Here is a 22579-nt window from a genome sequence, read left to right on the forward strand (position 1 = left end):
GTTACGCTCCCAGCTGCGGGTGCCGCCCCCCCCCCCCCCCCCCCCCCCCCCCGCCCCCCCCCCCCCCCGCCCGCGCCCCCCCCCCCCGCCCGGGGGGGCCTGCCGCCCCCCCCGCCCGGGCCGGCGCCCGTGGGCCCGCGGGCCCCTCCGTGTTCTCCGGCTCGTTCGTGTTCTCCGGCTCGTTCCCTAGGCCGGGCTCACCGTCATCGGCAGCCCGCCGCGCACCCGCAGCGACAGCATGGCCTCCGGGACCGCCCGCCGTCCGGGCAGCCCGGTCAGCCGCAGCTCGCGGGTGACCATGGCCAGCACGAACGTGGCCTCCATCATCCCCAGGTGGTTGCCCACGCAGAAGCGCGGGCCCGCGCCGAAGGGGATGTAGGCGTACCGCGGCCGGTCGGCGGGCGCGCCCGGCTCGAACCGCTCGGGACGGAACGCGTCCGGATCCCGCCAGTACGCCGGATGCCGGTGCAGCGTGTACGGGCTGATGAGCACGTCCGCCCCGGCCGGGACCCGGTAGCCGCCGACCTCGTCGGCCTCCCGCGCCACCCGCGTCAGCGCCCACACCGGCGGGTACAGCCGCATGACCTCCTCCAGCACCGCCGCCGTGTACGTGAGCCTGCGCAGGTCCTCGTAGGTCGGCGGCCGGTCGCCCAGCACCGAGACGGCCTCCGCCCGCACCCGCTCGCGCACCTCCGGATGCCGGTCCAGCAGGTGGAAGGCCCATGACAGCGTGCTGGCGGTGGTCTCGTGCCCGGCCAGCAGCACCGTGACCAGTTCCTCCCGCAGCCGCTGCCGGCCGGCCGGGTCCTCCCGCAGCCGGGTGGACCCGATCAGCAGCGACAGCAGGTCGCCGCCGCCGGTCGGGTTCGCCAGCCGCTCGGCCACCAGCAGGTCCACGACCCGGTACAGCTCCCGCCGGGACCGCCGGAAGCGCAGGTGCAGCGGCAGCGGCAGCCACAACGGCACCATGGCCAGCGTGACCATCTCGAACATGGCCTGGTCCTGGACGCCCTCGAAGGCGTGCCCGATGGAGTCGTGCGCGCCGAGGTCGGCCTCCAGCAGGGTGCGGCCGAGCACGCCGAGCGCCAGCCCGGTCATCTCCCCGGCCACGTCCACGGGCCCGCCGCCCACCCGGGCCCGCAGCCGCTCGACCAGGCGGCCGGCCTCCTCGGCCAGCACGGTGTCCTGCTGGGCCAGCCGCTTGTTCTGGAACAGCGGCTGGATGGTCCTGCGCTGCTGCCGCCAGCGATCGCCGTCGCTGGTCAGCAGGCCGTCGCCGATCACCCGACGGGCCTCGTCCAGGCCGATGCCCTTGCGGTAGTTGCCGCTGTTGTCGGCCAGGACGTGCTTGGCGTGGTCGGGATGGTTGAACAGGTAGATGGCCTTCGGGCCGATCGTCATGCGCACCGCGTCGCCGTACCGGGCGGTCGCCTTGGACAGCAGCGCGAGACGGTCGGTGACCAGCCGCCGGTACAGCACGGGCGCCGCCCAGGGCGGCGGGCCGGGCGGCACGCCGCCCGGCGCCACCGGGCGGGTGCCCAGCGCGGTCACGCCGACACCTTCAGCGGGGCCGGGGAGGTCTCCCCGAAGCGGCCCCGGTGGACCAGCAGGCCGTCGCAGTCGTCCCGCCGGCCCACGGACAGCACCTCGCCGACGATGATCGTGTGATCGCCGCCGTCGTAGGCGCGCCAGACCCGGCACTCGAAGCGGGCCGCCGCGCCCGCGATGAGCGGCACCCCGGTGACCTCGCCCGGCGTCACCTCGACGTCGGCGAACTGGGCCAGGCCGAGCGGCCGGTAGCGGTCGGCGAAGTGCCGCGCCTCGGCCTCCTGGTGCCCGGCCAGCACCGACACCCCGAACGACGTCGCCGCGGAGATGCACTGGTGCATCACGGCGCCCTTGCCGACGCACACCAGCAGCAGCGGCGGGTCGAGCGAGACCGAGGTGAAGGAGTTGGCGGTCATGGCGTGGGGGACCTCGCCGCCCGTGGTGATCACGGTGACGCCGGTGGCGAACGCCCCGAACGCGTCGCGCAGCGCCTTGACGTCCGCGATCCGCGGCGCCGGGGCCGATGAGTGGAGTTGCACGGTGACCTCCTGGGTCCGGGTTCTAGGCCAGGTACGGTTCGAGCGCCCTGACCAGGGGCTCGGGCACCCTCGCCGGCGCGGTCTTGGTGTTCGGCCCCCGCATGCAGGCCACCCGCTGCCTGCCGCGGGCGACGAGGACCTCGGGCGCGCCCGGGGTGACCCGGACGTAGTCGAAGCCGAACTCGATCTGCGTCTGCGCCAGCTCGATCAGGCGCATCCTGATGGACAGCTGGTCGAAGGCCGTGATCTCCGCGAAGAACTCGCAGTCGACCTTGAGCGTGAACAGCTTGAGGTCGTCCTGCAGGTCGTCGAGCACGTCGCGGGCCCGTTCCATGAGGAACATCTCGCGGCAGCGTCCCTGCCAGCGCAGGTAGTTGACGTAGTAGACGTTGCCGACGAGGTTGGTCTCCTCGAAGCCGACCGTGTGCAGGTACTCGTAGTAGGTGCCCATGGGCTAGGACCGCCCTTCGGTGAGGATCGCGACGACGACGGGGGCGGGCAGGCCGTTCACCCGGGTGGCGAGCGTGGCCACGGTCACGCCGCCGCCGGTCAGGACCACCCAGCCGTCGGACCCGGCCCTGTCCACCGCGAGCGGCACGTCCGTCCCGGCGGGGTCGGTGGTCCGCAGGCAGGTGAGCGCGGCGCGGATGCGGGCGCGGGCGGTGCCCGCGTCGTCCCCGCAGGCCGCGGCGATCTCACCGGCGAGCGTGTCCCGGCCGCCGTCCCGATCGTCACCAGGGTCGGTGGGGGTGACGGTCTCGACGGCGCAGGACACCGGCCCGGGGGCCGCCACGCACACCGCCAGGCCCGGCACGCCGGCCGACACCGTCCGCACACCCTCCGCCGCACTTCCGGCCACACCGCCCGCCGCACCGGGCACGGCCAGCCGGGCCGCGGCCAGGTCGCCGGCGCCCTCGCCCGGCTCCACGGCGACCGCCACCCGCGCGCCCGTCAGGTCCTCCAGCGTGCGCTCCAGGTACGGGCCGAGCAGCGGCGCGGCCCACGGACCGGCCCCGCCCTTCTTCCGCACGGCCTGCAGCCGCAGCCCCTCCCAGCGCTCGACGACCTCGCCGTCCTTCGTCCGCACCGCGACGTCGTAGACGTAGGCGTCGCCGTCCCTGGACCGCTCGGAGGCGCAGTAGCGCACCTCGTCCGCGCCGGACAGCGCGGCCCCGGCCGGGTGGACGCGTTCGATGCCGGTCGGCAGCAGGGTGGCGTCGGGCACGCACACCTGGTTGCCGTGCATCAGCGCGTCCCGCATGCCGGGGTCGCCCAGGAGCAGGTCCGGGGGCAGGAACCCGGCGAACCAGTCGCACTCCTGCGCCACCTGGAGGTCGGCGTCCACCTCGCGGGCCGCGGCCCGGTGGTAGCGGCGCAGCCGCTGGAAACGCCTGCCCTGGAAGAGCACCTCGCCGTAGAGCTGGGTGTCGGGGTCCAGCGCGACCGGCGGCAGCTCGTCGCCGGCCTGCTCGGGCGGGCCCTCGGGCGCGGCCCCGGCGTCCAGGCGCAGCACGGCCGTGAAGTGGTCGACGTCGAAGCCGGTCTCCTGGCTGCGGATGGCCACGGCGACCGTGTCGTGCCCGGTGACCGCCGCCGCCACCCGGAGCGTGGTGCTCCCGTCGGGCGGCACGATGATCGGCCGGACGAACTCCGCCTGCTCGACGACGGGCGCCCCGGGACGGCCGGTGGCCGCGTACGCCACCTGGGCCATGGCCTCCAGGCCGAACACCGCCGGGAACAGCAGGTTGCCGTCCAGCAGGTGATCGGCCAGGTACAGGTCGGTCCCGGCGTTCACCTCGACCTCGCTGACCAGCTCCACGCCGTGGTAGCGGACCAGCGGCGCGCCGACGAAGCGCAGCAGCGGCAGCTCCGGCTCCTCGCGGCGCACGGTGTGGATGCCCTCGGTCCGCCCGCTGATCACCACCACGCCGGGCGCGTCGGGATCGCTCACCAGGCGGCGCATGATCTCCACGCCCCGGTCCACCGGGATCGGCGTGATGCCCTGCTCGACCAGCCGGTCCACGACCGACAGCCGCTCGCCCATGCCGACCTCGGACCAGACCGACCACTCCATGCAGATCGCCCGGCAGCCCGGGTGCTGCTCGCCCGCCTCGCGGGTCAGGTCGGCCAGCCACTCGTTGGCGGTCGCGTAGTGGCCCTCGCCGTGCAGGCCCGCCCGGCCGATGATGCTGCCGAACGTCACCAGCAGCCGCAGCCGTCCCGGCTCGACCGCCTCCAGCACGTTGCGCAGACCGTCCACCTTGGGGGCGAACGTGCGGCGGAAGGCGTCCATGTCCAGCCCGGCGACGCCCTCGGGCTCGTTGCGCCCGGCGCCGTGCAGCACGGCGGTGACCGGCCCGAGCGCCTGCTCGGCCTCGGCCACGGCCCGCCGCACCTGGGCGGCGTCGGTGACGTCGGCCCTGGCGTAGTGGACGGTGAGCCCGGTCCCGGCCATGCGCCGCAGGTTCGCGGCCAGCTCCTCGTCCTGGGCGGGGTCGGAGCGGCCGAGCACGGCCACCTTGGCCGCACCGGCCGCCCCACTCGCCATGGCCATGGCGCACTCGGCGGTGATGCCCTTGCCGCCGCCGGTCACCAGGAGCACGTCGGAGCCGGTCAGCGGCTCCTCCGTCCGCTCCTGCCGGTACGGCAGCGCGCGCAGTGTCGGCACCCGCCGCGTGCCGTCGGCGTCGTAGTGCACCTCGCAGAACGCCGCCGTGGCGGCCGCCTCGGCGGCTACCCAGGCGGCGGCCTGCGGCGCGTCGTGCGGCAGGTGCACGACCGTGGTGGGCACGCCGCTCTCCAGATGGAGCGTCTTGGCCAGCCCCGCCGCGCCCCGGCCGTGCTGGACCAGGACGAACCGGGCGCCCGGCCCGCCGGCCAGGGCCGCCTTGGCGCCGAGCAGCGCCTGCTCCAGGTCGTCGGCCGCGCACCGCGCGGGTAGGCACACCAGGACACCGGAACCGATCTTCTCCCCTTCGAGTGCCTCGCGCAGCGGCCCCGCCAGGGGCGAACCGGCGGGCGTGAACACCTGCCACGACCCGTCGCGCTCCTCGGCGGTACGCCGGGGCCGCGGCTGCTCGTCCAGGTCCACGGCGAACGGGCGCACCCACGGCGCCGCGCCCGTCACGCCCCGCGCCGACTGGGCGCGCGGCTGCGCGGCCAGCCGGTCCAGGGCCTCGCCCAGCTCCTGGAGCGTCGCGGTGGCGACGTTGGCCGGCGCCATGCCCGCGGGCACGCCCAGATGCTGGGTGGCCTGGTCGATGATGTGCATGACGGTGACCGAGCTGAGGTGCAGCTCGTCCAGCGGCTTGCTGTCCTCGGTGACCATCTCCAGCGGCAGCTCGGCGCGTTCGGCGGCCAGCCGCCGCAGCAGCTCGACCGTCGACTCGCCCGGCTTGGCCGCCGTCCCGCCGCCCTGCTCGGCCGCCCGCTCCGCCGGCTGCGGGGCGGCGGCCTTGACGCGCACCTGCGGCGCCTGCTCGGCCGGGCTGGTGAAGAACGAGAACACCGCGCCGATCTCCAGCGGCTTGACCAGGCGCCCGTGGAACAGCTCCTCGCAGGCGACGGGCACGCCCGCCACGTGCGCGGCGCCGACCACGCCGAGCAGCCCGGCCAGCGACTCGCCGTCGGTGTCCAGCGCGACGGCCGGCACGTCGGTCAGCTCGGCCGCCAGCCTGCTGAGCACCCGGCCGGGGCCCACCTCGACCAGCAGGTCCACGTCCGCGGCCAGCGAGCCCAGCGCCTGGGCGAACCGTACGGGGGCGGTGATCTGCCGGTGCAGCAGCTCCGGGACGTCGGTGCCGGGAGCCAGGTCGCCGCCGGTGACGGTGGAGACGACGCGGCGGGCGACCGGCCCGAACCGCTCCTCCGCCAGGTAACCGGCCAGCGCCTCGGCCGCCGGGGCGACCAGGGGCGAGTGGAAGGCGTGCGAGACGTTCAGCCTGGTCCAGGTGAACCCGGCCCGCTCGGCCAGGCGGCCGGCCTCCTCCACCGCCGCCACCGGCCCGGCGACGACGGTCTGGAGCGGCCCGTTGTACCCGGCGATCACCACCGGCAGGTCGCCGGCCAGCTCCAGCACGCTCTCCGGCGCGGCCCGCACGCCGGCCATCGTGCCCGGCTCGCCGCGCTCCCGCATCGCCCGGCCGCGCTTGGTCGCCACGCGCAGCAGCGCGTCCTCGTCCATCGCGCCCGCCCAGTGCAGGGCCGACAGCTCGCCCAGGCTGTGCCCGACGGCCGCGTCCGCCTCGATGCCGAGCAGCGACAGCGCCCGCAGGCCCGCCATCGAGCCGGTGACGATGCGCGGCTGGGCGATCTCGGTGGCCGCCATGTCGCCGTCGGCGGGCAGGGCGGCGGTGGCGTACACCTCGGCGACGTCGGGGAAGCGCCTGGCCAGCGCGCCGCCGTCGGTGCCGCGGCCCGAGCCTTGCCCGGGGAAGAGGAAGCCGATCCTCGGCCGGGCCGAGGCGCGGCCCGCGAACGCCTTGCCGTCGGGGGTGGACAGGGTGTTCTCGCCGGACTCCAGCACCGTCAGCACGCGGGTGAGCTGCCGTACGGCGTCGTCGGGCGAGGAGACCACGACGGCCGCCCGGCACGGCAGGCCGCGCAGCCGCCCGCGCAGCGTGGCGGCCAGGTCGGCGAGCTGGCCGTAGGACACCTTGGGCACGAAGGCGAGCAGCTCCGACACCAGGCCGCGCAGCTCGTCCCAGGAGCCGCCGTCCAGCAGGAACAGCTCGGCGTCCTGCGCGGCGGCGGCCAGCGCCTTGACGCGGCTGGACGCCCGCCGCCGCGGGCCGGTGTTCTCCAGCACCACGTGCGTGTTGATGCCGCCGAAGCCCATGGCGGTCACCGCGGCACGCAGCGGCGCGCCCTGCGGCCACGGCTCGGCCGTGCGCAGCACCCGCAGCGTGGCGCCCTCGTCGGTGAGCACCTGGTGCGGGTCGACGCAGCCGATGGTCGGCGGCAGCACCTGCTCGTGCACGGCCATGGCCGCCTTGATCAGGCCCGCCACGCCCGCGGCCGCCTTGGCGTGGCCGATCATGCCCTTGATCGAGCCGACCGCGGCCGGCCGCGCGGCCGACTCCCTGGCCCGCGACAGCGCGGTCAGCTCGGTCGCGTCGCCGAGCGCCGTGCCCGTCCCGTGGCCCTCGAACAGCTCGACGGTCTCGGGGCCGAACCCGGCCTTGTCGTAGGCGCGGCGCATCGCCAGCAGGTAACCGCTCACCTCCGGGCGGGTGATCCCGCCCTTGCCGTCGGAGGAGACGCCCCAGCCGGCGATCGTGGCGTAGATCCGCCGACCGGCGGCCAGCGCGTCCTCCTCGCGCATCAGCACGACGATGCCGCAGCCCTCGCCGGGCCAGAACCCGTTGGAGTGCCGGTCGTACAGGCGGAAGTCGCTCTTGGCCAGCGCGCCGGTCTTGGCGAACCCGATCACCTCGAACGGGTCGATGGACAGGTCCACGCCGCCCGCGAGGGCCACGTCCACGTCGCGGTCGGTCAGTGCCTTGCCGGCCGTCACCACCGACAGCAGGGACGAGGAGCAGGCCCCGTCCACGGTGTAGCCGCCGCCGTTGAGGTCGAAGTGGTTGCAGATGCGCCCGGCGATCGTGTTGGACAGGCCGCCGGCCAGGGTGTCCTCGTCCACCGGCGGGAAGGGGCTCTTGTAGGACTCCTCGTAGTCGGCCAGGAACGCGGCCAGGCGCTCGTCGTCCCAGCCCTGGTCCTTCAGGGCCGCGGCGAGGGTGCGCCGCACGTACGGCCAGCGCAGCCGCAGCACGTTGGCCCGGGTGAACTCGCCGGTGAGCGTGTTGCCTACGACGACGCCGGTGCGCTCGCGCGGCAGCCCCTCGCCGTCGGCGAACCCGGCGTCGGCCAGGGCCCGGCCGGCCATGTCGAGGGCCAGCCAGTGGGCCAGGTCGGTCGACCGGTACGTGCTGCCGGCGATCTTGTGTGCCACCCGGTCGAAGGCGTAGCCCTCGATGACCGCGGCGGTCTTGGCGTAGAAGCGGTCCGGCGCTGCGGGATCGGGGTCCCAGTAGTCCTCCAGCCGCATGCGCTCGTCCGGGAGCCGGCGGAAGGCGCGGCGGCCGGCCACCGCGTTCTCCCACAGCTCCCTGGGCGAGGCGGCGTCAGGGTACCGGCAGGCCATGCCGACGATCGCGATCCTCGTCATGCCTTCGCGACCTCTTCCCGCGCGTGCTGCAGCGCCTGGGCGGCGGCTGCGCTGACCCTGGCGGCGTCGAGCTCGCGCGCCTTGTTCACGATGTGCAGCGCCCACAGGAAGCCGCCGCGGATCAGGCAGACGGCCGCCGTGGCGAAGAAGATCCCGTACGGGATGTTCATGCCCATGAGCAGGCCGTACACCACGGCGACGCCGCCGCCGAAGGCGACCTGGGACAGCGGTCTGGACGGGCTCGTGCCCGGGTCGGTGATCATGTAGTTGGTGAACAGGATGAACGCCACCCCGGTCATCATCGACAGCCCGCCGAGGATGGAGATGTCGTCGATGATCAGCCCGCGCACCACGGCCTGGAGGGCGAAGACGCCCACCCACCCGCCGATCAGCCACATGCGGCCGGTCAGCTTGCCGTTGATCATCGTGCCGCCGATGATGATGATCCCCGGGATGATCCAGTCGATCGGGTTGTCGACCTTCTCGGTGAAGTGGTACGGCGGCGCGATGCTGGCCCACGGCAGCAGCAGCAGGATGATCGCGATGCCGAAGTTGGACGGGTTCATGAAGTGCCGCATCCGCCCGCGCACCGGCGCCTTGAGCACCCACTTGGCGCCCACGGCGACGGTGACGCCGAACATCATGACCAGCACCTGGTCGTTGACGTAGATCAGCATGTTGAGCGCGATGGAGGTGATGTGCGCGGGATACAGGAACTCCATCAGCCCGCGCGGCCCGTTGCCGAGGAAGCGCGGCGCGCGGCCCTCCTGGCGGGCGCCGATCACCTCAAGGATGATCTCCACGGTGTAGCCGGTGGCCAGCGCCACGAACGGCCACGACCACGGCTGCTCGAACCCCAGCACGGTGTAGCCGAGGATGTTGAAGATCGTGATCGAGATCGCGAACCGGCGCAGCGCCGTGATCACTTTGGGATCGTGACGTGGCGGGGTGATCGTCTTGTCGGCCATGCCGTCACTTCTCCTTCGCTTGCGAGCCGAGCTGGAGGGTGTGCCAGCCGGGGGTGAGCGTGAGCTCCTGCTGGTGCCGCTGCCCGGCGCGGTCGCGCCAGTTCAGCTTCACCCGCACGGGGCCGGTGACGTTCGCGCCGAGGCCGATGTGCACCGCGTGCGCGCGCTTGCCGGAGTGGCCGCTGCCGCCGTCCACGCGGCCCATGAAGGAGCGGCCGTCGGGCGTGGTGGCGGTCACCGTCGCGCCGATCACCGGCGAGCCGGCGGCGGGCAGCGGGCCGGCCGCGGAGGGGCTGTCGTACTGCAGGCGCAGCCCGAGGAACGCGTTCGCCGAGCGGCTGGTGTTCAGGTAGAAGGCGGGGGCCTCCCACTGGCGGGCCACCGCGAAGTCGATCAGGCCGTCGCCGTTGACGTCCCCGGTCGCGATGCCGCGCGTCGGCACGGGCACGGCCAGGCCGAGCTGCTCCGACAGGTTGGCGTAGCGGCCGTCGGGGCCCTTGGCGAAGAAGGCCAGCGTCTGCGCGCCGGCGATGTCGGCGCCCTCGGTGACGTTCGGCCACGACTTGGGGTTGCTGGTCACGCCGTCGTTGGCGGCGGCCAGCTCCTGCAGCGGCGGCCAGCGGTTGACGTCGCCCTTGATGAACCCGGTCGCCTGGACGATCTCGTTCTCGCCGTCGTTGTCGAAGTCCTCGATCTTCGGGTCCCAGCCCCAGCCGGACCAGGCGGTGCGCAGCTCGGCGCTGAGGTCCTTCCACGGCGCCTCGCCCTGCCGCAGCTTCTCGCGCAGCTCGGCCTGGGTCTTGACGGTGGACAGGAACGTGAAGTTGCTCTCCTGGATGCCGTACGGGGTGGTGATGTTGCTGACGAAGAAGTCGAGCACCCCGTCGTGGTTGAGGTCGCCGGCGTCCGAGCCCATGCCCTTGAAGGAGTCCTCGCCGAGCACCTTCGACTTGGGCACGCCGATCTCGTGCGTCCCGATGGTGGGGGAGAACTTGATCGTGCCGGGGGTGGAGACGTTGTAGAGCAGGTGGTCGGGCCCGAAGTCGTTGTTCAGCAGCAGCTCGGGCAGGCCGTCGCCGTCGAGGTCGGCACTGGTGGCGCCCAGCTCCCAGCCGGTGGAGACGTCGGAGGGCAGCACGCCGTCCAGGCGGGTGAAGCCGCCGTTGCCGGTGCCGCGGAAGAAGTAGTCCCGGCCGCCGTTGAGGGCCTTGGACAGCGAGTGGTTCATCTGCACGCCGCCGTCCACGCGGCTGTCGAGGATGGGGCTGCCGTCGGGGAAGTAGTTGCCGACGAAGATGTCCTGCTTGCCGTCACCGTCGAAGTCGGCGACGGTCGCGACGTTGCTGTTCCACAGCTCGCCGGTGTACTTCGCGCCGCCGGAGTTGGGCACCAGCTCGGCCGCGTCGAAGGCGGCGGCCTCGAACCGGGACGCCGTGGGCCGCTGCAGGTGCAGCGTGGGCGTCCGGCCCCACCAGTAGACCAGCAGGTCGGTGCGGCCGTCGTCGTTGTAGTCGGCGGGGACCGCGCCCATGGGCGCCATCGCGTCGGTGACCGGCAGCGAGCCGAGCGACAGCGCGAACGGCCGGTACCGCTCGCTGCCGCCCTCGACCGGCGCCGGCGTGACGACCACCTGGTCGGTACGCGGGTCCACGATCACCAGGTCGTCGTCCCTGCCGTTGCCGTCGAGGTCGTTGAGCGCGATCGCGGCCCCCACGGAGGAGATCCAGGCGTCGATGTGCTTGTAGGCCTGGTTCACCTTGCGGACGGTCTTGGCCGGGCCGCCGCCCGGCATCGCGATGCTCAGGGGCTTGAAGCCGTACGCGCCGGCCATCCCGGCCTTGGTCGCGTCGGAGGCGAAGGTGGGGTGGCCGATCGCGAAGACGGCGATCATCAGCGCGAGTGCGGCGACGCCCGCCGCCTGCTTGCGCAACCACGCGGCTACCGAGGTCACGAGGGAACACCTCCATGGAAGACGAACGTCTCGGCGATGCGCCGGCGCCACCCCTCATAGGCGGGCGGCTTGTCATGCGATGTCGCGGTGGGACGGGTCGCGCGGCTCACCTCGGCCGCCTGCTCCGCCGTGGTGCCGCAGAGAACGCCCACGGCCGACTCGGTGTGCGGGAAGAGCAGCCCGGCCCGGATCCTGGCCTCGGCGGCGAACACGCTGCCCTGGGCCAGCGGCCCCTGGTGCGGTCCGGCGCGCTCGCGCAGCCACCGCAGCTCGGCGTCGTCGGCGCCGCCCGCGTAGGTGGCGGCCAGGCCGATGCCGGCGTAGAGGTCGGCGTGGCGGGACTCGGGGAACCGTTCGACCAGCGTGACCGCCCGCTCGGCGCTGGTGCCGGCGACGAACCACAGGGCGCGGCCGATGCCCTGGTCGAGGGCGTGGGCCGCGTACTCCTCCTGGCCGGCCGGCCAGGAGAAGCGGGCTTCGCGCACCTGCTGGTGCACGTACCGGTCGGTGTGGAAGTAGGCCTGGTGGAAGCCGTACCCGTCGTGGACCAGCCACAGCAGCAGCGGGTCCAGCAGGCCGGGCTTCGGCCACAGGAAGCGGGGGAGCCGGGCCATGGCCCAGCCGATCCCCACGTAGACCATGTAGTTGTGGTGGTGGCCGCGTCCCTGGAGGAAGGCGTTGACCCGGCGCAGATTGCCGAAGGTCATGCAGTCCAGGATGGCGAAGCCCATGCCCGCGCCCTCGTAGGCGAAGCCGCGGAAGCGGGCGGGCACCTCTTCGAGCCGGTCCTCGGCCTCGGCGACGGTGCGCGACTCCACGGCGTAGGCGTAACCGGCGAGAAAGTATTCGCCGACCGTCTCCAGTATTTCGGTGGATGCCGCGTTCTTCACCCAGAAGCCGCGCGTCTCGACTTTCGTCTCGCTGACGTCCGGCACCAGAATTTTGCGTCTGAGCGACCGCAATGCGCTTGCCAATTGAGCCTCCGCCGCTTATAGCCCGAACAATTCAATTTCATTGACACATGCCGCCCGGTGGCCGGACAACTTCGGGTTTGCTCAGCTCGGAGGGTCATTTTTGGGCGTGCGAAAGCGAATGACGTGCTTATTCGGGGACGCCGGTCAGCGGGACGGCACTTCGGCCTCGACCGCGAAATGCGCGCGCACCCTTCCGCGCCACAGCTCGTAATCCGGGACGCGTTCCGACGTGCCCGCGGCGACTTCGCTGTCGTCGGCGAGCGCGACCGCACCGGAAACGTCGAGCCCGGTCAGCACCGCGCCCGTGGCCGCCGAATGCTCCGGGACGAACCCCGAGTAGTGCCGGGCCTTGGTCGCGAACACCGACCCCTGGGCCAGCTCGCCCCGGTGCTCCCCGGCCTCCTCGCGCAGCACCGCCGCCGCGCCCGCCTCGCACCCGGCGAACGTGGCCGCCAGCCCGACCCCGCTCCACAGGTCCGCCTGCCGGCCCGGGGCGAACGCGCGCACCGCCGCGGCCACCTCGCCCGGCCTGCCGCCGTGGATGAACCACAACGCCCGGCCGACGCCCTGGTCCACGGCGCGCGGGAAGTAGGACGCGTCGCCCTGCCAGGGGTAGGGGTCGGGCACCTGCTGCCCGTCCACGTGGCGGCGGGTGTGGAAGTAGGCCAGGTCGAAGCCGTAGCCGTCCACGGCCAGCCAGCTCATCGTCGGGTGGTACGGGGTGCCGCTCAGGTCCGGCAGCACCTTCTTCCACAACACCCGCGGCAGCCGGGCCATGGCGAAGCCGATGCCGATGTAGGCCAGGAAGATGTGCGGCTGCCCGGGGCCCGTCAGCAGGTCCCGGGTACGCCGTCCGCGCCCGCCGCCCATGGCGTCGAGCACGGTGAAGGCCATCGTCGCGCCCTCGTAGGCGAAGCCGCGCTGCTCGACGTCCACCAGGGACAGCCGGCGCTCGATCTCCCACTGGTCGCGGACGTCGATGCCCCACTCGAAGCCGCACACGACGGCCTGCGGGATGGCCTCCAGGCGGTCGGTGAGCGCCGAGGGGACGACGGGGAAGCCGCGTGCGCCGAAGGTCACGTCGGCCAGGGATGGCGCCAGCACGAGCCGGCGCAGCGAACCGAGCAGAGACGACATGGTGTGCTCCTCCTTCAGGAACGTGAAGACCCCGCCTGCGAACGGCCCATGCGCGGGGACGGCCGTCCCCGGCGGGGGAGTTGGGGGCACGTCCCGCCCTGGCGGACGACGGGTCCGCTTCAGGATGCGGCCGGACCGGCGCCACGGGCATGTCGCAAAGTGCGCGATCGGCGCACGGGGGTCAGCTCGCCCAGGCCGCCAGCCGCCAGTCGCCGCCTCCGCCGGGCAGCGGCCTGCGCACCAGGACGGACGGGTCCGACCAGGCCGACGCCTCGCGCTCGGCCGCCTCGGCCAGGCGGCGGAAGACCGCCGCGACGACCGCTTCGAGTTCTTCGGGGGTCGCCTGCCCCCGCACCACGGTGAGTTCCATGCCTTCGACGCTCGCCCGCGGGCCCGCACGCCCGCAACTTCCTGCATGCCCGGTGCGCACGCCCGAGCCCGGTCCGGCGACGAAGGGCCGCCCCGTGCCCCCGCCCGTGCCCCCGCCCGTGCCCCCGCCCTGCCCCTGCCCGTGCCCCGGGTCAGGGGCGGACGGTCAGGGTCGGGTGGTCAGGGCTGGGCCTGGTCGTCGAACTCCACCACGAGCGGGAGGTCGGCCCGGCGGCGGATGTTCAGCTTGCGGTAGGTGCGGGTCAGGTGCTGCTCGACGGTGCTGATCGTGATGTAGAGCTTGGCCGCGATCTCGCGGTTGCTGTAGCCGGCCGCCGCCAGCGCCGCGACCCGGCGCTCGCCGACGCTCAGCACGCCGATCAGGTCGCCCGGCAGGGGGGAGGACGCGCCGTCCGGGTCCGCGGCCCGGCTGAGCGCGCTGATCATCGGCTCGGCCCCGCACTCCAGCGCCGCCGCCTGCGCCCGTCCGGCCACCGTGCGGGCCCGCCGGTACTCGCCCAGCGCCTCGTACGCCTCCACCAGGTCGAACAGCGCCCTGGCCAGCTCGTACCGGTCGCCGGCGAGCTGGAGGTACTCCACCGCCTGGCGCAGCAGCGCCGGACGGCGGGCCGGCTCGGAGACGGCCGCCTTGAGCCGCATCCCGATGCCGCGCCCCCGGTAGGCGCCGGGGCCGCAGCCGTCCAGGTGGGCCTTGATCAGCTCCCTGGCCTCCTCCGTCTGGCCCATCCGCAGGCACGCCTCGGCGGCGTCGGCCTGCCAGGGGATCAGCGCCGGGTTGTTCAGCCCCCAGGCCGTCACCAGCTCGCCGCAGCGCAGGAAGTCGTGCAGAGCCGGGACGAAGGACTCGCCGGCCAGGTTGTAGCGGCCGCGGGCGTACAGGTAGTGCAGGCCGTAGCGGGTCTGGAACATGGCCTCGGCGACCGGCCGGTCCAGCGGGTCGCGCACGGCCTCGTGCCGGCCCATCGCGGTCAGCGCGATGACCAGGCTGGCCAGCGGGCCGCCGATGGCCACGCCCCAGCTGCTCATGGGGATCGTGTCCAGCGCGATGCGGGCGTGCCGCTCGGCGGCCGGCATGTCGCCCTGGCGGATCGCGATCTCGGCCCGGATGGCCGCCAGCCGGGCCCGGCGGCTGGGCGCCTGCCGGGCCGCCGCCTCGTCGCCGAACAGGTCGCACAGCGGCGCGGCGCGCTCGCAACGCCCGGCGTAGGTGAGGGCGAGCAGGGAGTTCTCCACGACGTCCAGGGACATCTCGTCCAGCCGCTCGCCCTCCAGGATGCGCTCGACGGCGTCGAGGTTGTGCTCGCGCGGGCCGTGGGTCAGCACCTCGGCCAGGGCGAGCGTGGACTCCAGCCGCCGGTTGACGGCGACCGACACCATGCCGGCCAGGATGTGCTCGCGGGGCGGGTTGGCCACGTAGGCGGCCAGCGGCGGGCACGTCACGCGCAGCCAGAGCTGCGCCACGACCAGCTCGGCCAGCGTCGCGTGGTCGGAGGCCGACGCCTCCTGGTTGAGCTGCTCCAGCACGTCGCGGGCGTCCTCGAAGCGGCCGTGCCACAGCAGCGCCCGGGCCAGCACGACGGCGTCGCTGCCGTGCAGGCTGCCCTTCTGGAGGGCCTCGGTGAGCTGGTCCAGGTGCCCGGCGGGGGCGGCCGGGTTGATCCGCCACTCCGCGCGTACGAGCATGGTCATCAGCTTGGAGCGCTGGAGCTCGTCGGTGCACTCGCGCCAGGCCAGCTTCAGGTAGGCCACCGCCGACTCCACCTCGCCCTTGCGCAGCGCGGCCAGCGCGGCCTCCTCCAGCGTGGGCACCACCCACGGCGCCTCGACCCTGGCGGCCTGGAGCAGGCGGTCGGCGACCACGCCGGGGCGCACGCCCCGCGTGTAGGCCAGCTCGGCGGCGCGGCGGTACAGCTCCTTGCGCTCGGACAGGTCCATGCCGGCCAGCACCGCCGAGCGCACCGCCTCGTGACGGTAGCCGCCGCCGCGCAGCAGGCCGGTCGCGCCGATCGTGAGCAGCTCCCTGCTCACGTCCACGGTGGGCAGTTCGAGCATCTCGGCCAGTCCGTCGGCCTCGCCGAGGATGGCCAGGCCCTGCGCCACCCGGACCGTACGCGGGTGGCTGCGCCGCAGGCACGTCTCGACCGCTCGGACGAACCGGTCGCCGACGACCAGCTCGCGCGGCGGCGCCTCCACGGCCCGCAGGTGCTGGCGGTAGTCGGCGGCCAGCTCACCGGCCAGCAGCGGGTTGCCGCCGCTGATCGTGTGCCACTCGTCGGCGAACCGCTCGGTCGCGCTGAGCCCCACCTGGCCCGCCACCAGCGCGGCCACGCCCCTGCGCGACAGCGGGGCGAGCTGCAGGCGCAGGCAGTGCGGCAGCCGCAGCAGGTCGGTCTCCAGCGGCCCGTCCGTGCCCTGGCGGTCGTTGAGCGCGAACACCGCCACGATCCGCGCGTTCCGCACCCGCCGCGCCAGGTAGGCCAGGCAGAGCAGGGAGGTGCGGTCGGCGTGGTGCACGTCGTCCACGACGACCACCAGCGGGCAACGTTCGGACAGGTCGAGCAGCACCGTGACCAGCGCGTGCACGACCTGCGGGTCGAGCAGCCGCTCGGCGTCGGCGTGCGCCGCGGTCGCGGTCCGCACGCCCTCCGCCAGCAGCTTCTCCGAGCGCTCGCGCTCCTCCTCGACCAAGGGGGCGTCCTGGATGAGCTGGCGGAGCAGGCCGAGCTGCAGGTCCTGCTCCATGCGCGATCCTGTCGCCGTCACCGCGAGCGCGCCCAGCTCTATGGCCTGTTCGGACAGCGTGCGCAGCAGCGCGCTCTTGCCCGTCCCGGCGGGCCCGCCGACCAGCGCGACCCGTCCATGGCCGAGGATGGCGTTGGCGACGAGCGACTCCAGGCAGGACATCTCCTCCTGCCGTTCGATGAGAGTCATGGCCGTCTCCCCACATGTCGTGTTGCGCTCACGCTAGGCCGGGGCGGTATTCGATCTCTATCGTCCCGCCATCTGGCGCCGGTTCCTGGCCGGGCGCCGGCGTCCCGCATCGGGAAGGGGCAGGCCGGAGGCGGGGGCGGCGGGCGGCCGGCCCTCGCGGCGGGCGCGGGCCAGGGCCGCGCCCACGGCGGCCAGGGCCGCGGCCCCGGCCTCGGGCCCGGCGCCGGCGCCCCACGCCGTGCCGCCGTCCAGCCCGCACCGGGCGTAGACGGCCACCTCGCCGCCGGTCGCGCCGGTCGCGCCGTCGAGGTGGTGCACGGCGCGGACCCGGACGCCGGCGGCCTCCAGCGCCGCGCGCAGCGCCGCCACCGTGGCCGAACGGGCCTGCCCGTACGTGCCGTCGTCGACGTACAGCGTGGCCACCGCCCCGGCCGGGTCACCGACGGGCGCCGCCCTGTACTCCTCCTCGAACAGCCGCCTGATCCGCTCCGGCTCGACCTCGCCCTGCCCGGCCTCGGCCATCGCCTGGACGGCACGCGCCAGCTCGATCTGCAGCCCGCGCGGCAGCGTGATCCCGTACCGGGCGTTCAGCAGGTACGCCGGGCCGGCCTTGCCCGACTGGCTGGTCACCCGGACCACCGCCTCGTACGTGCGTCCCAGGTCCCGCGGGTCCACCGGCAGGTACGGCACCTCCCACGGCAGCTCCGCCGGATCCCGCCCGGTACGGGCCGCCTCCCGGTCCATCGCGTCGAACGCCTTCTTGATCGCGTCCTGGTGCCCGCCGGAGAACGCGGTGAACACCAGGTCGCCCCCGTACGGGTGCCGCGGCGGCACCGCGAGCCCGGTGCACTCCTCGACGACGCGCCGCACCCGGTCGAGGCCGGAGAAGTCGACGCCGGGGTCGACGCCCTGGGTGGCCAGGTTCAGGCCCAGCGTGACCAGGCAGACGTTGCCCGCCCGCTCGCCGTTGCCGAACAGGCAGCCCTCGACGCGCTCGGCGCCGGCCATCAGCGCCAGCTCCGCCGCCGCGACCCCGGTGCCGCGGTCGTTGTGCGTGTGCACCGACAGGCAGACGTGCTCGCGATGCGGCAGGTTGCGGTGCAGCCACTCGATCTGGTCGGCGAACACGTTGGGGGTCGAGCGCTCGACCGTGGTGGGGAAGTTCAGGATGATCGGCCGGTCGGGGCCCGGCTGCCAGACGTCCATGACGGCCGCGCAGACCTCCAGCGCGAAGTCCGGTTCGGTGTCGTGGAAGTGCTCAGGCGAATACTGGAACCGGACATCGCCCTCTTCAAGCAATTTATCGGCATATTTCATGACCAGTCGGGTTCCTTGGACTGCCAGATCCTTGCACTCGTCCCGGTTCATCCCGAACACCAGCTGCCGCGCCACCGGCGAGGTCGCGTTGTAGAGGTGGATCGTCGCCCTGGGCGCCCCGATCACGCTCTCCATCGTGCGTTCGATCAGCTCGTCGCGCGCCTGGGTCAGCACGGTCACGCACACGTCGTCCGGGATGCGGTCACGCTCGACCAGGAGCCGGACGAAGTCGTGGTCGTCCTGGCTGGCCGCCGGGAAGCCGACCTCGATCTCCTTGTAGCCCATGCCCACCAGCAGGTCGAACAGCACCAGCTTGCGTTCGGGGTCCATGGGCCTGGGCAGCGCCTGGTTGCCGTCCCGCAGGTCGGTGGACAGCCAGCGCGGCGGCGCGGTGAGCACGGCGTCCGGCCACGCGCGGTCGCCGAGCGGCATCCGCGGGAAGGGGCGATAGCGGCTGATCTTCATGTCCGGCCTCACTGTCCTTCAGCTGAGCGATCCGAAATAGACGGTCGAGAAATACGGCGAGATCAGGACCACGATGTTGTTCACGGCCGTCTCGTCCACCATGCGGAAGGTGACGACGATCTCCGGATAGGCCGGCCGCAGCCCGAGCCCGACGAAGTACGGGTCGGTGGCGAACACGATGCGGTAAAGGCCGCGGTCGAGCAGGCGATCGGCCCATGCGCTGACCGATCCGTCCTGATCCGTACGGGTCTCGGCTTCGAGCACCCACTGCCCGTCGGCGTCATGGTCGAGGCGTACGTGCAGATCAGCCGCCCCCCGGCCGTAGACGGCGTCCTGGGCTTGCACCGCTATTCCCATCGAACCTCTCCGAGTGGTCCGCGCGGGCCCTCCGCGCACGTGGCCACCCGGACGGCGACAGCTCGCGCCGCCCGGGCTCGCGCCCAGGCTGGCGTCGCCTGCTATTCGCCGGACCTCCGGCCGCTATCGCTGCGCTATCGCCGTCCGATCGCCGTGCGATCGCAGATGAGGCGTTCTTCTTATTTTGCGCTATCCCGGCTATCGCCGGCGGGTGCCGGGATGGGTGTGCACAGCGTCCAACGTGCGCTGATGGCAGGTGAAAAGGAGATGGATAAAGCGTGAATTGCGGACCGTGTGAGCGTCCATTCCGAAGCCGCGAACAAGACCGCGGTAATCACACGGAGGTAGATCGAAATGACCGCGACCACCGCCATCACCGCCCGCGTCCGCCTCGCCCTCGCCGTCGTGCTCGCCGCGCTCGCCGGCTTCGCGGCCATCGCCGCCGCCCCCGCCCCCGCGCACGCCGTCCCGTCCGCCGTCCAGCACGACGGCGTCAACGGCACCATGGACTGGCCCTGGGGTCTGATCGACGGTGTCTTCCAGGACTGACGGCGACAGGGAACCCGGATCACCCTGAAACGATCCAAAACTGGCCACATACCCAAGGGCGTTGTACCATCCACCCAACCATGGCAGAAACTTTTGAGGGGTAAGCACCAATTACGCCGCTCATCATGGCAAACACGCCCGGTTTCCGGTCGCGTCGGGAAAGATCTCCGACCGAGGGCGGTGATTTGTTTGAGGGGATGCGGGTGGAGTTTCGCGTGTTGGGTGCGCTCGAGGTCACTGCGAGCGAGAGACAGCTCGATCTGGGCGGGGCGCGGCAGCAGATCGTCCTCGCCGTCCTGATCCTGAACGCCAATCACTCGGTCACTCTGGACCGCCTCGTCGAGGCGATCTACGACGAGGACCCGCCGGCCACGTCGCGCGCACAGGTGCAGATCTGCATCTCCGCGCTCAGGCGCCTGTTCAGCGCCCACGGCCATCCCGAGATGATCGTCACCACCCGGCAGGGCTACATGTTGCGCGCCCCCGCCGACGCGATCGACGCACGCCGTTTCGAGAGCCTTGTGAGCCGGGCCCGCAAGGCTCGGGACGGCCGTTCCTTCCCCGAGGCCATCCAGCACTACCGCGAGGCGCTGGCGTTATGGCGCGGCCCGGCTTTCGACGGCATCGACAGCAGGGCCGTGCAGGCGCTGGCCAGCGGCATCGCCGAACAGCGCGTCACCGCCAACGAGGACTGCGTCCAGCTCGAACTGGACCTCGGCCGCCACCACGAACTGGTCGGCGAGCTGGCCGCGCTCGTGCAGGAACACCCGCTCAGGGAGGGGCTGGCCGCCCAGCTCATGGTCGCCCTCTACCGCTCCGGACGCCAGGCCGAGGCGCTGCAGGTCTACCGCGACGCCCGCCGGGTGATCGTCGAGGAACTGGGCATCGAGCCCAACGAACGCCTTCAGCAGCTCGAATCGGCCATCCTCACCTCCGACGAGAGCCTGGAGGCCCAGCCGCCCGCCGCGGTGGCCCCGCCCGAGCCGCCCGCCCGTCCGCCCGCGGTGCCGGGCATGCTCCCCTCCGACATCGCCGACTTCATCGGGCGGCAGGCGCAGCTCGACGTCATCAGGCAGCGGGTGACCGTCCCCCTGGCCGGGGACGGCCGCTTCGCCGTGCCCATCATCGCCGTCGCCGGACGGGCCGGGATCGGCAAGACCACGATCGCCGTGCACGCCGCGCACAGCGTCGCCGCGCACTTCCCCGACGGCCAGCTCTTCGCCGACCTGCACGGCGGCGTCTCCCGCCCGGTGCACCCCATGCAGGTGCTCGACCGGTTCCTGCGGGCCTGCGGCGTGCAGGGGACGGCGCTGCCCGACACCCTCGGCGAGCGCGCCGAGCTGTACCGCATGCTGCTGGCCGACCGCAGGATGCTGATCGTGCTCGACGACGCCGCCGCCGAGAGCCAGGTGCTGCCGCTGTTACCGGGCAGCCCGACCTCGGCCGTCATCACCACCAGCCGGACCCGGCTCGGCGGCCTGGCCGGCGCCACCCACGTGGACGTCGACCTCTTCGACGCCGCCCAGTCCGTCGAGCTGCTGTCGCGCATCGCCGGGGCCGAACGCGTACGGGCCGAGCCGGAGTCGGCCGCCGCCCTGGCCGAGCTGTGCTGCTTCCTGCCCCTCGCGCTGCGCATCGCCGGCGCCCGCCTGGCCTCACGCCCCCACTGGGCCGTCGAGCAGCTCGTGGACCGGCTCGGCGACGAGGCCCGCCGCCTGGACGAGCTCAAGCACGGCGACATGGGCATCAGGGCCAGCCTGTCGCTCACCTACGACGCGCTCAGCGAGCAGGCCCGCCGCCTGTTCCGCCGCCTGGCCATCCTGCACTCGCACATCTTCTCCGCCTGGACCGGCGCCGCCCTGCTCGACCGGCCGCTGGCCGACGCCCAGGACCTCTTCGACGACCTGGTCGACGCCCAGCTCATCGAGGTCGCGGGCGCCGGCAGGAACGTCAACGTCCAGTACCGCTTCCACGACCTCGTCCGCGTCTACGCCCACGAACGCCTGGCCGCCGAGGAGCCGCCCCCCGAGCGCACCGCGGCGCTGGCCCGCGTGCTCGGCGCGCTGCACCGGCTCACCGAGACCGCCAGGACCCGCGAGTACGGCCCGCCCGCCGGCCCCCACCTGAGCCCCGCCCCCGACTCGCCGCTCCCGGCCGAGCTGGTCGAGCGGCTGATCGCCGACCCGATCGGCTGGTTCGAGCGCGAGCGCCACGTGCTGCTCGCCGGCATCCGCCAGGCCGCCCAGGCCGGGTTCGTGGAGCTGTGCTGGCGTACCGCCATGAACGCCGAACCGTTCTTCGAGCTGCACGTCTACCTCGACGACTGGCGCGAGATCCAGGAGATCGCCCTGGAGGCCGCCCGCCGGGCGGGCGACGAGCGCGGCCAGGCCGAGATGTTGTGCGTCCGCGGCACGCTGGCGCAGACCGAGCAGCACTTCGGCGAGGCCCGGCGCGACTTCGAGGCCGCCCTGACGCTGTTCGAGAAGACCGGCAACGTCGTGCAGATCGCCCGGTCCCGGCGGAACCTGGCGTTCCTGGAACGCATGAACGGCCAGCTGGAGGCCGCCGCGACGCACCTGGAACAGGCGCTGGCCATCTTCACCGACATCGGCGACCAGATCTCGGCCGCGCACACGCTGGACAACCTGGCCGCCATCAGGTCGGAGTGCGGCGACATCGACGACGCCAAGATCATGCTCGCCGAGGCGCTGGTCCGCGGCAAGAGCGGCGGCAGCCGGCGCATCATCTCCCAGATCCTGCACCGGATGGGCCGGGTGCACCTGCAGGCCGAGGAGTTCGCGCTGGCGGCGGGCGCGTTCGAGGAGGCGCTCACGCTGGTGGAGGAGATCGGCGACACCGTCGGCGAGTCCTTCGCCCTGCACGGCCTCGGCATCGCCCACCTGCGCAGGGGACGGCTGCGCGAGGCCGCCGACCTGCTGCGCCGGGCGCTGGCCGTGGCCGAGACCGCCCGCCACCGCCTGGCCGAGGCGCACGCCCTGGCCGGGCTGGGCGAGCTGGCCGTCACCGCGAACGAGCCCGGCGACGCGATCGGCCGCCTGCGCAAGGCGGTCACGCTGTTCCGCCAGATGCGCGCGCCGCTGTTCGAGGCGCAGACGCTCACGATGCTGAGCGAGGTGCTGGTCGCCCTCGGCGACGCCAGCGCGGCGGAACGGGCGCTGTCACGGGTGCACGAACTGGCCGACGCGGTCGACGAACGGGCCGGTCAGCGGCTGCGCGACAACCTGTCCTCGGCCGCCGGGCTCGTGGAGGGCATCGGGTAGCCC

Annotated in this window: 14 protein-coding genes; 2 read left to right on the forward strand and 12 right to left on the reverse strand. The window is 73.4% G+C overall.

The features are described 5' to 3' along the window. Window positions 1–186 precede the first annotated feature (186 nt). From ABZ815_RS11705 to ABZ815_RS11760, 12 genes are all read right to left on the reverse strand, one after another. Window positions 187–1551, reverse strand: a complete 1365-nt coding sequence (locus ABZ815_RS11705) for a cytochrome P450 (protein ID WP_357696677.1) — start codon at window positions 1549–1551, stop codon at window positions 187–189. Then, a complete protein-coding gene (locus tag ABZ815_RS11710; RefSeq protein ID WP_357696679.1) occupies window positions 1548–2087 on the reverse strand; it encodes a flavin reductase family protein in 540 nt (179 codons plus the stop codon). The genes ABZ815_RS11705 and ABZ815_RS11710 overlap by 4 nt, the downstream gene beginning before the upstream one ends. A gap of 22 nt (window positions 2088–2109) precedes the next feature. Next, on the reverse strand, window positions 2110–2538 hold the full coding sequence (locus tag ABZ815_RS11715; protein WP_357696681.1) for an acyl-CoA thioesterase: 429 nt from the start codon (window positions 2536–2538) through the stop codon (window positions 2110–2112). 3 nt (window positions 2539–2541) lie between these two features. Continuing rightward, complete coding sequence (locus ABZ815_RS11720) at window positions 2542–8256, reverse strand: SDR family NAD(P)-dependent oxidoreductase (protein ID WP_357696683.1); 5715 nt, start codon at window positions 8254–8256, stop codon at window positions 2542–2544. Continuing rightward, on the reverse strand, window positions 8253–9224 hold the full coding sequence (locus ABZ815_RS11725; RefSeq protein WP_357696685.1) for an enediyne biosynthesis protein: 972 nt from the start codon (window positions 9222–9224) through the stop codon (window positions 8253–8255). The genes ABZ815_RS11720 and ABZ815_RS11725 overlap by 4 nt, the downstream gene beginning before the upstream one ends. Window positions 9225–9228: 4 nt before the next feature. Then, on the reverse strand, window positions 9229–11175 hold the full coding sequence (locus ABZ815_RS11730) for a CRTAC1 family protein (protein WP_357696687.1): 1947 nt from the start codon (window positions 11173–11175) through the stop codon (window positions 9229–9231). Further along, on the reverse strand, window positions 11172–12149 hold the full coding sequence (locus ABZ815_RS11735; RefSeq protein WP_357696689.1) for a DUF1702 family protein: 978 nt from the start codon (window positions 12147–12149) through the stop codon (window positions 11172–11174). Before ABZ815_RS11735 ends, ABZ815_RS11730 begins: the two co-directional genes overlap by 4 nt. Before the next feature lie 144 nt (window positions 12150–12293). Next, entirely contained in the window at window positions 12294–13286 is a 993-nt protein-coding gene (locus tag ABZ815_RS11740; protein ID WP_357696691.1) for a DUF1702 family protein, read from the reverse strand. A 181-nt stretch (window positions 13287–13467) separates the two neighbouring features. Next, a complete protein-coding gene (locus tag ABZ815_RS11745) occupies window positions 13468–13656 on the reverse strand; it encodes an acyl-CoA carboxylase epsilon subunit (RefSeq protein ID WP_357696693.1) in 189 nt (62 codons plus the stop codon). Between the two features lie 179 nt (window positions 13657–13835). Further along, a complete protein-coding gene (locus tag ABZ815_RS11750; RefSeq protein ID WP_357696695.1) occupies window positions 13836–16607 on the reverse strand; it encodes an AAA family ATPase in 2772 nt (923 codons plus the stop codon). A gap of 57 nt (window positions 16608–16664) precedes the next feature. Then, on the reverse strand, window positions 16665–18389 hold the full coding sequence (locus ABZ815_RS11755; RefSeq protein WP_357696697.1) for a 2-isopropylmalate synthase: 1725 nt from the start codon (window positions 18387–18389) through the stop codon (window positions 16665–16667). A gap of 18 nt (window positions 18390–18407) precedes the next feature. Further along, a complete protein-coding gene (locus tag ABZ815_RS11760) occupies window positions 18408–18734 on the reverse strand; it encodes a hydroxyisourate hydrolase (RefSeq protein ID WP_357696699.1) in 327 nt (108 codons plus the stop codon). Window positions 18735–19100: 366 nt separating this feature from the next. Between ABZ815_RS11760 and ABZ815_RS11765 the strand changes: the two genes are divergently transcribed. Both ABZ815_RS11765 and ABZ815_RS11770 read left to right on the forward strand, forming a co-directional pair. Next, the gene (locus tag ABZ815_RS11765; RefSeq protein ID WP_357696701.1) at window positions 19101–19295 is read left to right on the forward strand and encodes a hypothetical protein; all 195 of its coding nucleotides are present in this window, start codon (window positions 19101–19103) and stop codon (window positions 19293–19295) included. Between the two features lie 215 nt (window positions 19296–19510). Next, a complete protein-coding gene (locus ABZ815_RS11770) occupies window positions 19511–22576 on the forward strand; it encodes a BTAD domain-containing putative transcriptional regulator (protein ID WP_357696703.1) in 3066 nt (1021 codons plus the stop codon). Window positions 22577–22579: the final 3 nt, after the last annotated feature.

This window comes from Nonomuraea sp. NPDC047529 (genome assembly GCF_040642995.1).
Taxonomy (GTDB): Bacteria; Actinomycetota; Actinomycetes; order Streptosporangiales; family Streptosporangiaceae; genus Nonomuraea.

Bases quoted from the DNA above. Each gene is read 5' to 3' on its own strand.
- ABZ815_RS11715 (WP_357696681.1), bottom strand. From the start codon at position 2,538: ATGGGCACCTACTACGAGTACCTGCACACGGTCGGCTTCGAGGAGACC.
- ABZ815_RS11720 (WP_357696683.1), bottom strand. From the start codon at position 8,256: ATGACGAGGATCGCGATCGTCGGCATGGCCTGCCGGTACCCTGACGCC.
- ABZ815_RS11725 (WP_357696685.1), bottom strand. From the start codon at position 9,224: ATGGCCGACAAGACGATCACCCCGCCACGTCACGATCCCAAAGTGATC.
- ABZ815_RS11740 (WP_357696691.1), bottom strand. From the start codon at position 13,286: ATGTCGTCTCTGCTCGGTTCGCTGCGCCGGCTCGTGCTGGCGCCATCC.
- ABZ815_RS11745 (WP_357696693.1), bottom strand. From the start codon at position 13,656: ATGGAACTCACCGTGGTGCGGGGGCAGGCGACCCCCGAAGAACTCGAA.
- ABZ815_RS11750 (WP_357696695.1), bottom strand. From the start codon at position 16,607: ATGACTCTCATCGAACGGCAGGAGGAGATGTCCTGCCTGGAGTCGCTC.
- ABZ815_RS11755 (WP_357696697.1), bottom strand. From the start codon at position 18,389: ATGAAGATCAGCCGCTATCGCCCCTTCCCGCGGATGCCGCTCGGCGAC.
- ABZ815_RS11765 (WP_357696701.1), top strand. From the start codon at position 19,101: ATGACCGCGACCACCGCCATCACCGCCCGCGTCCGCCTCGCCCTCGCC.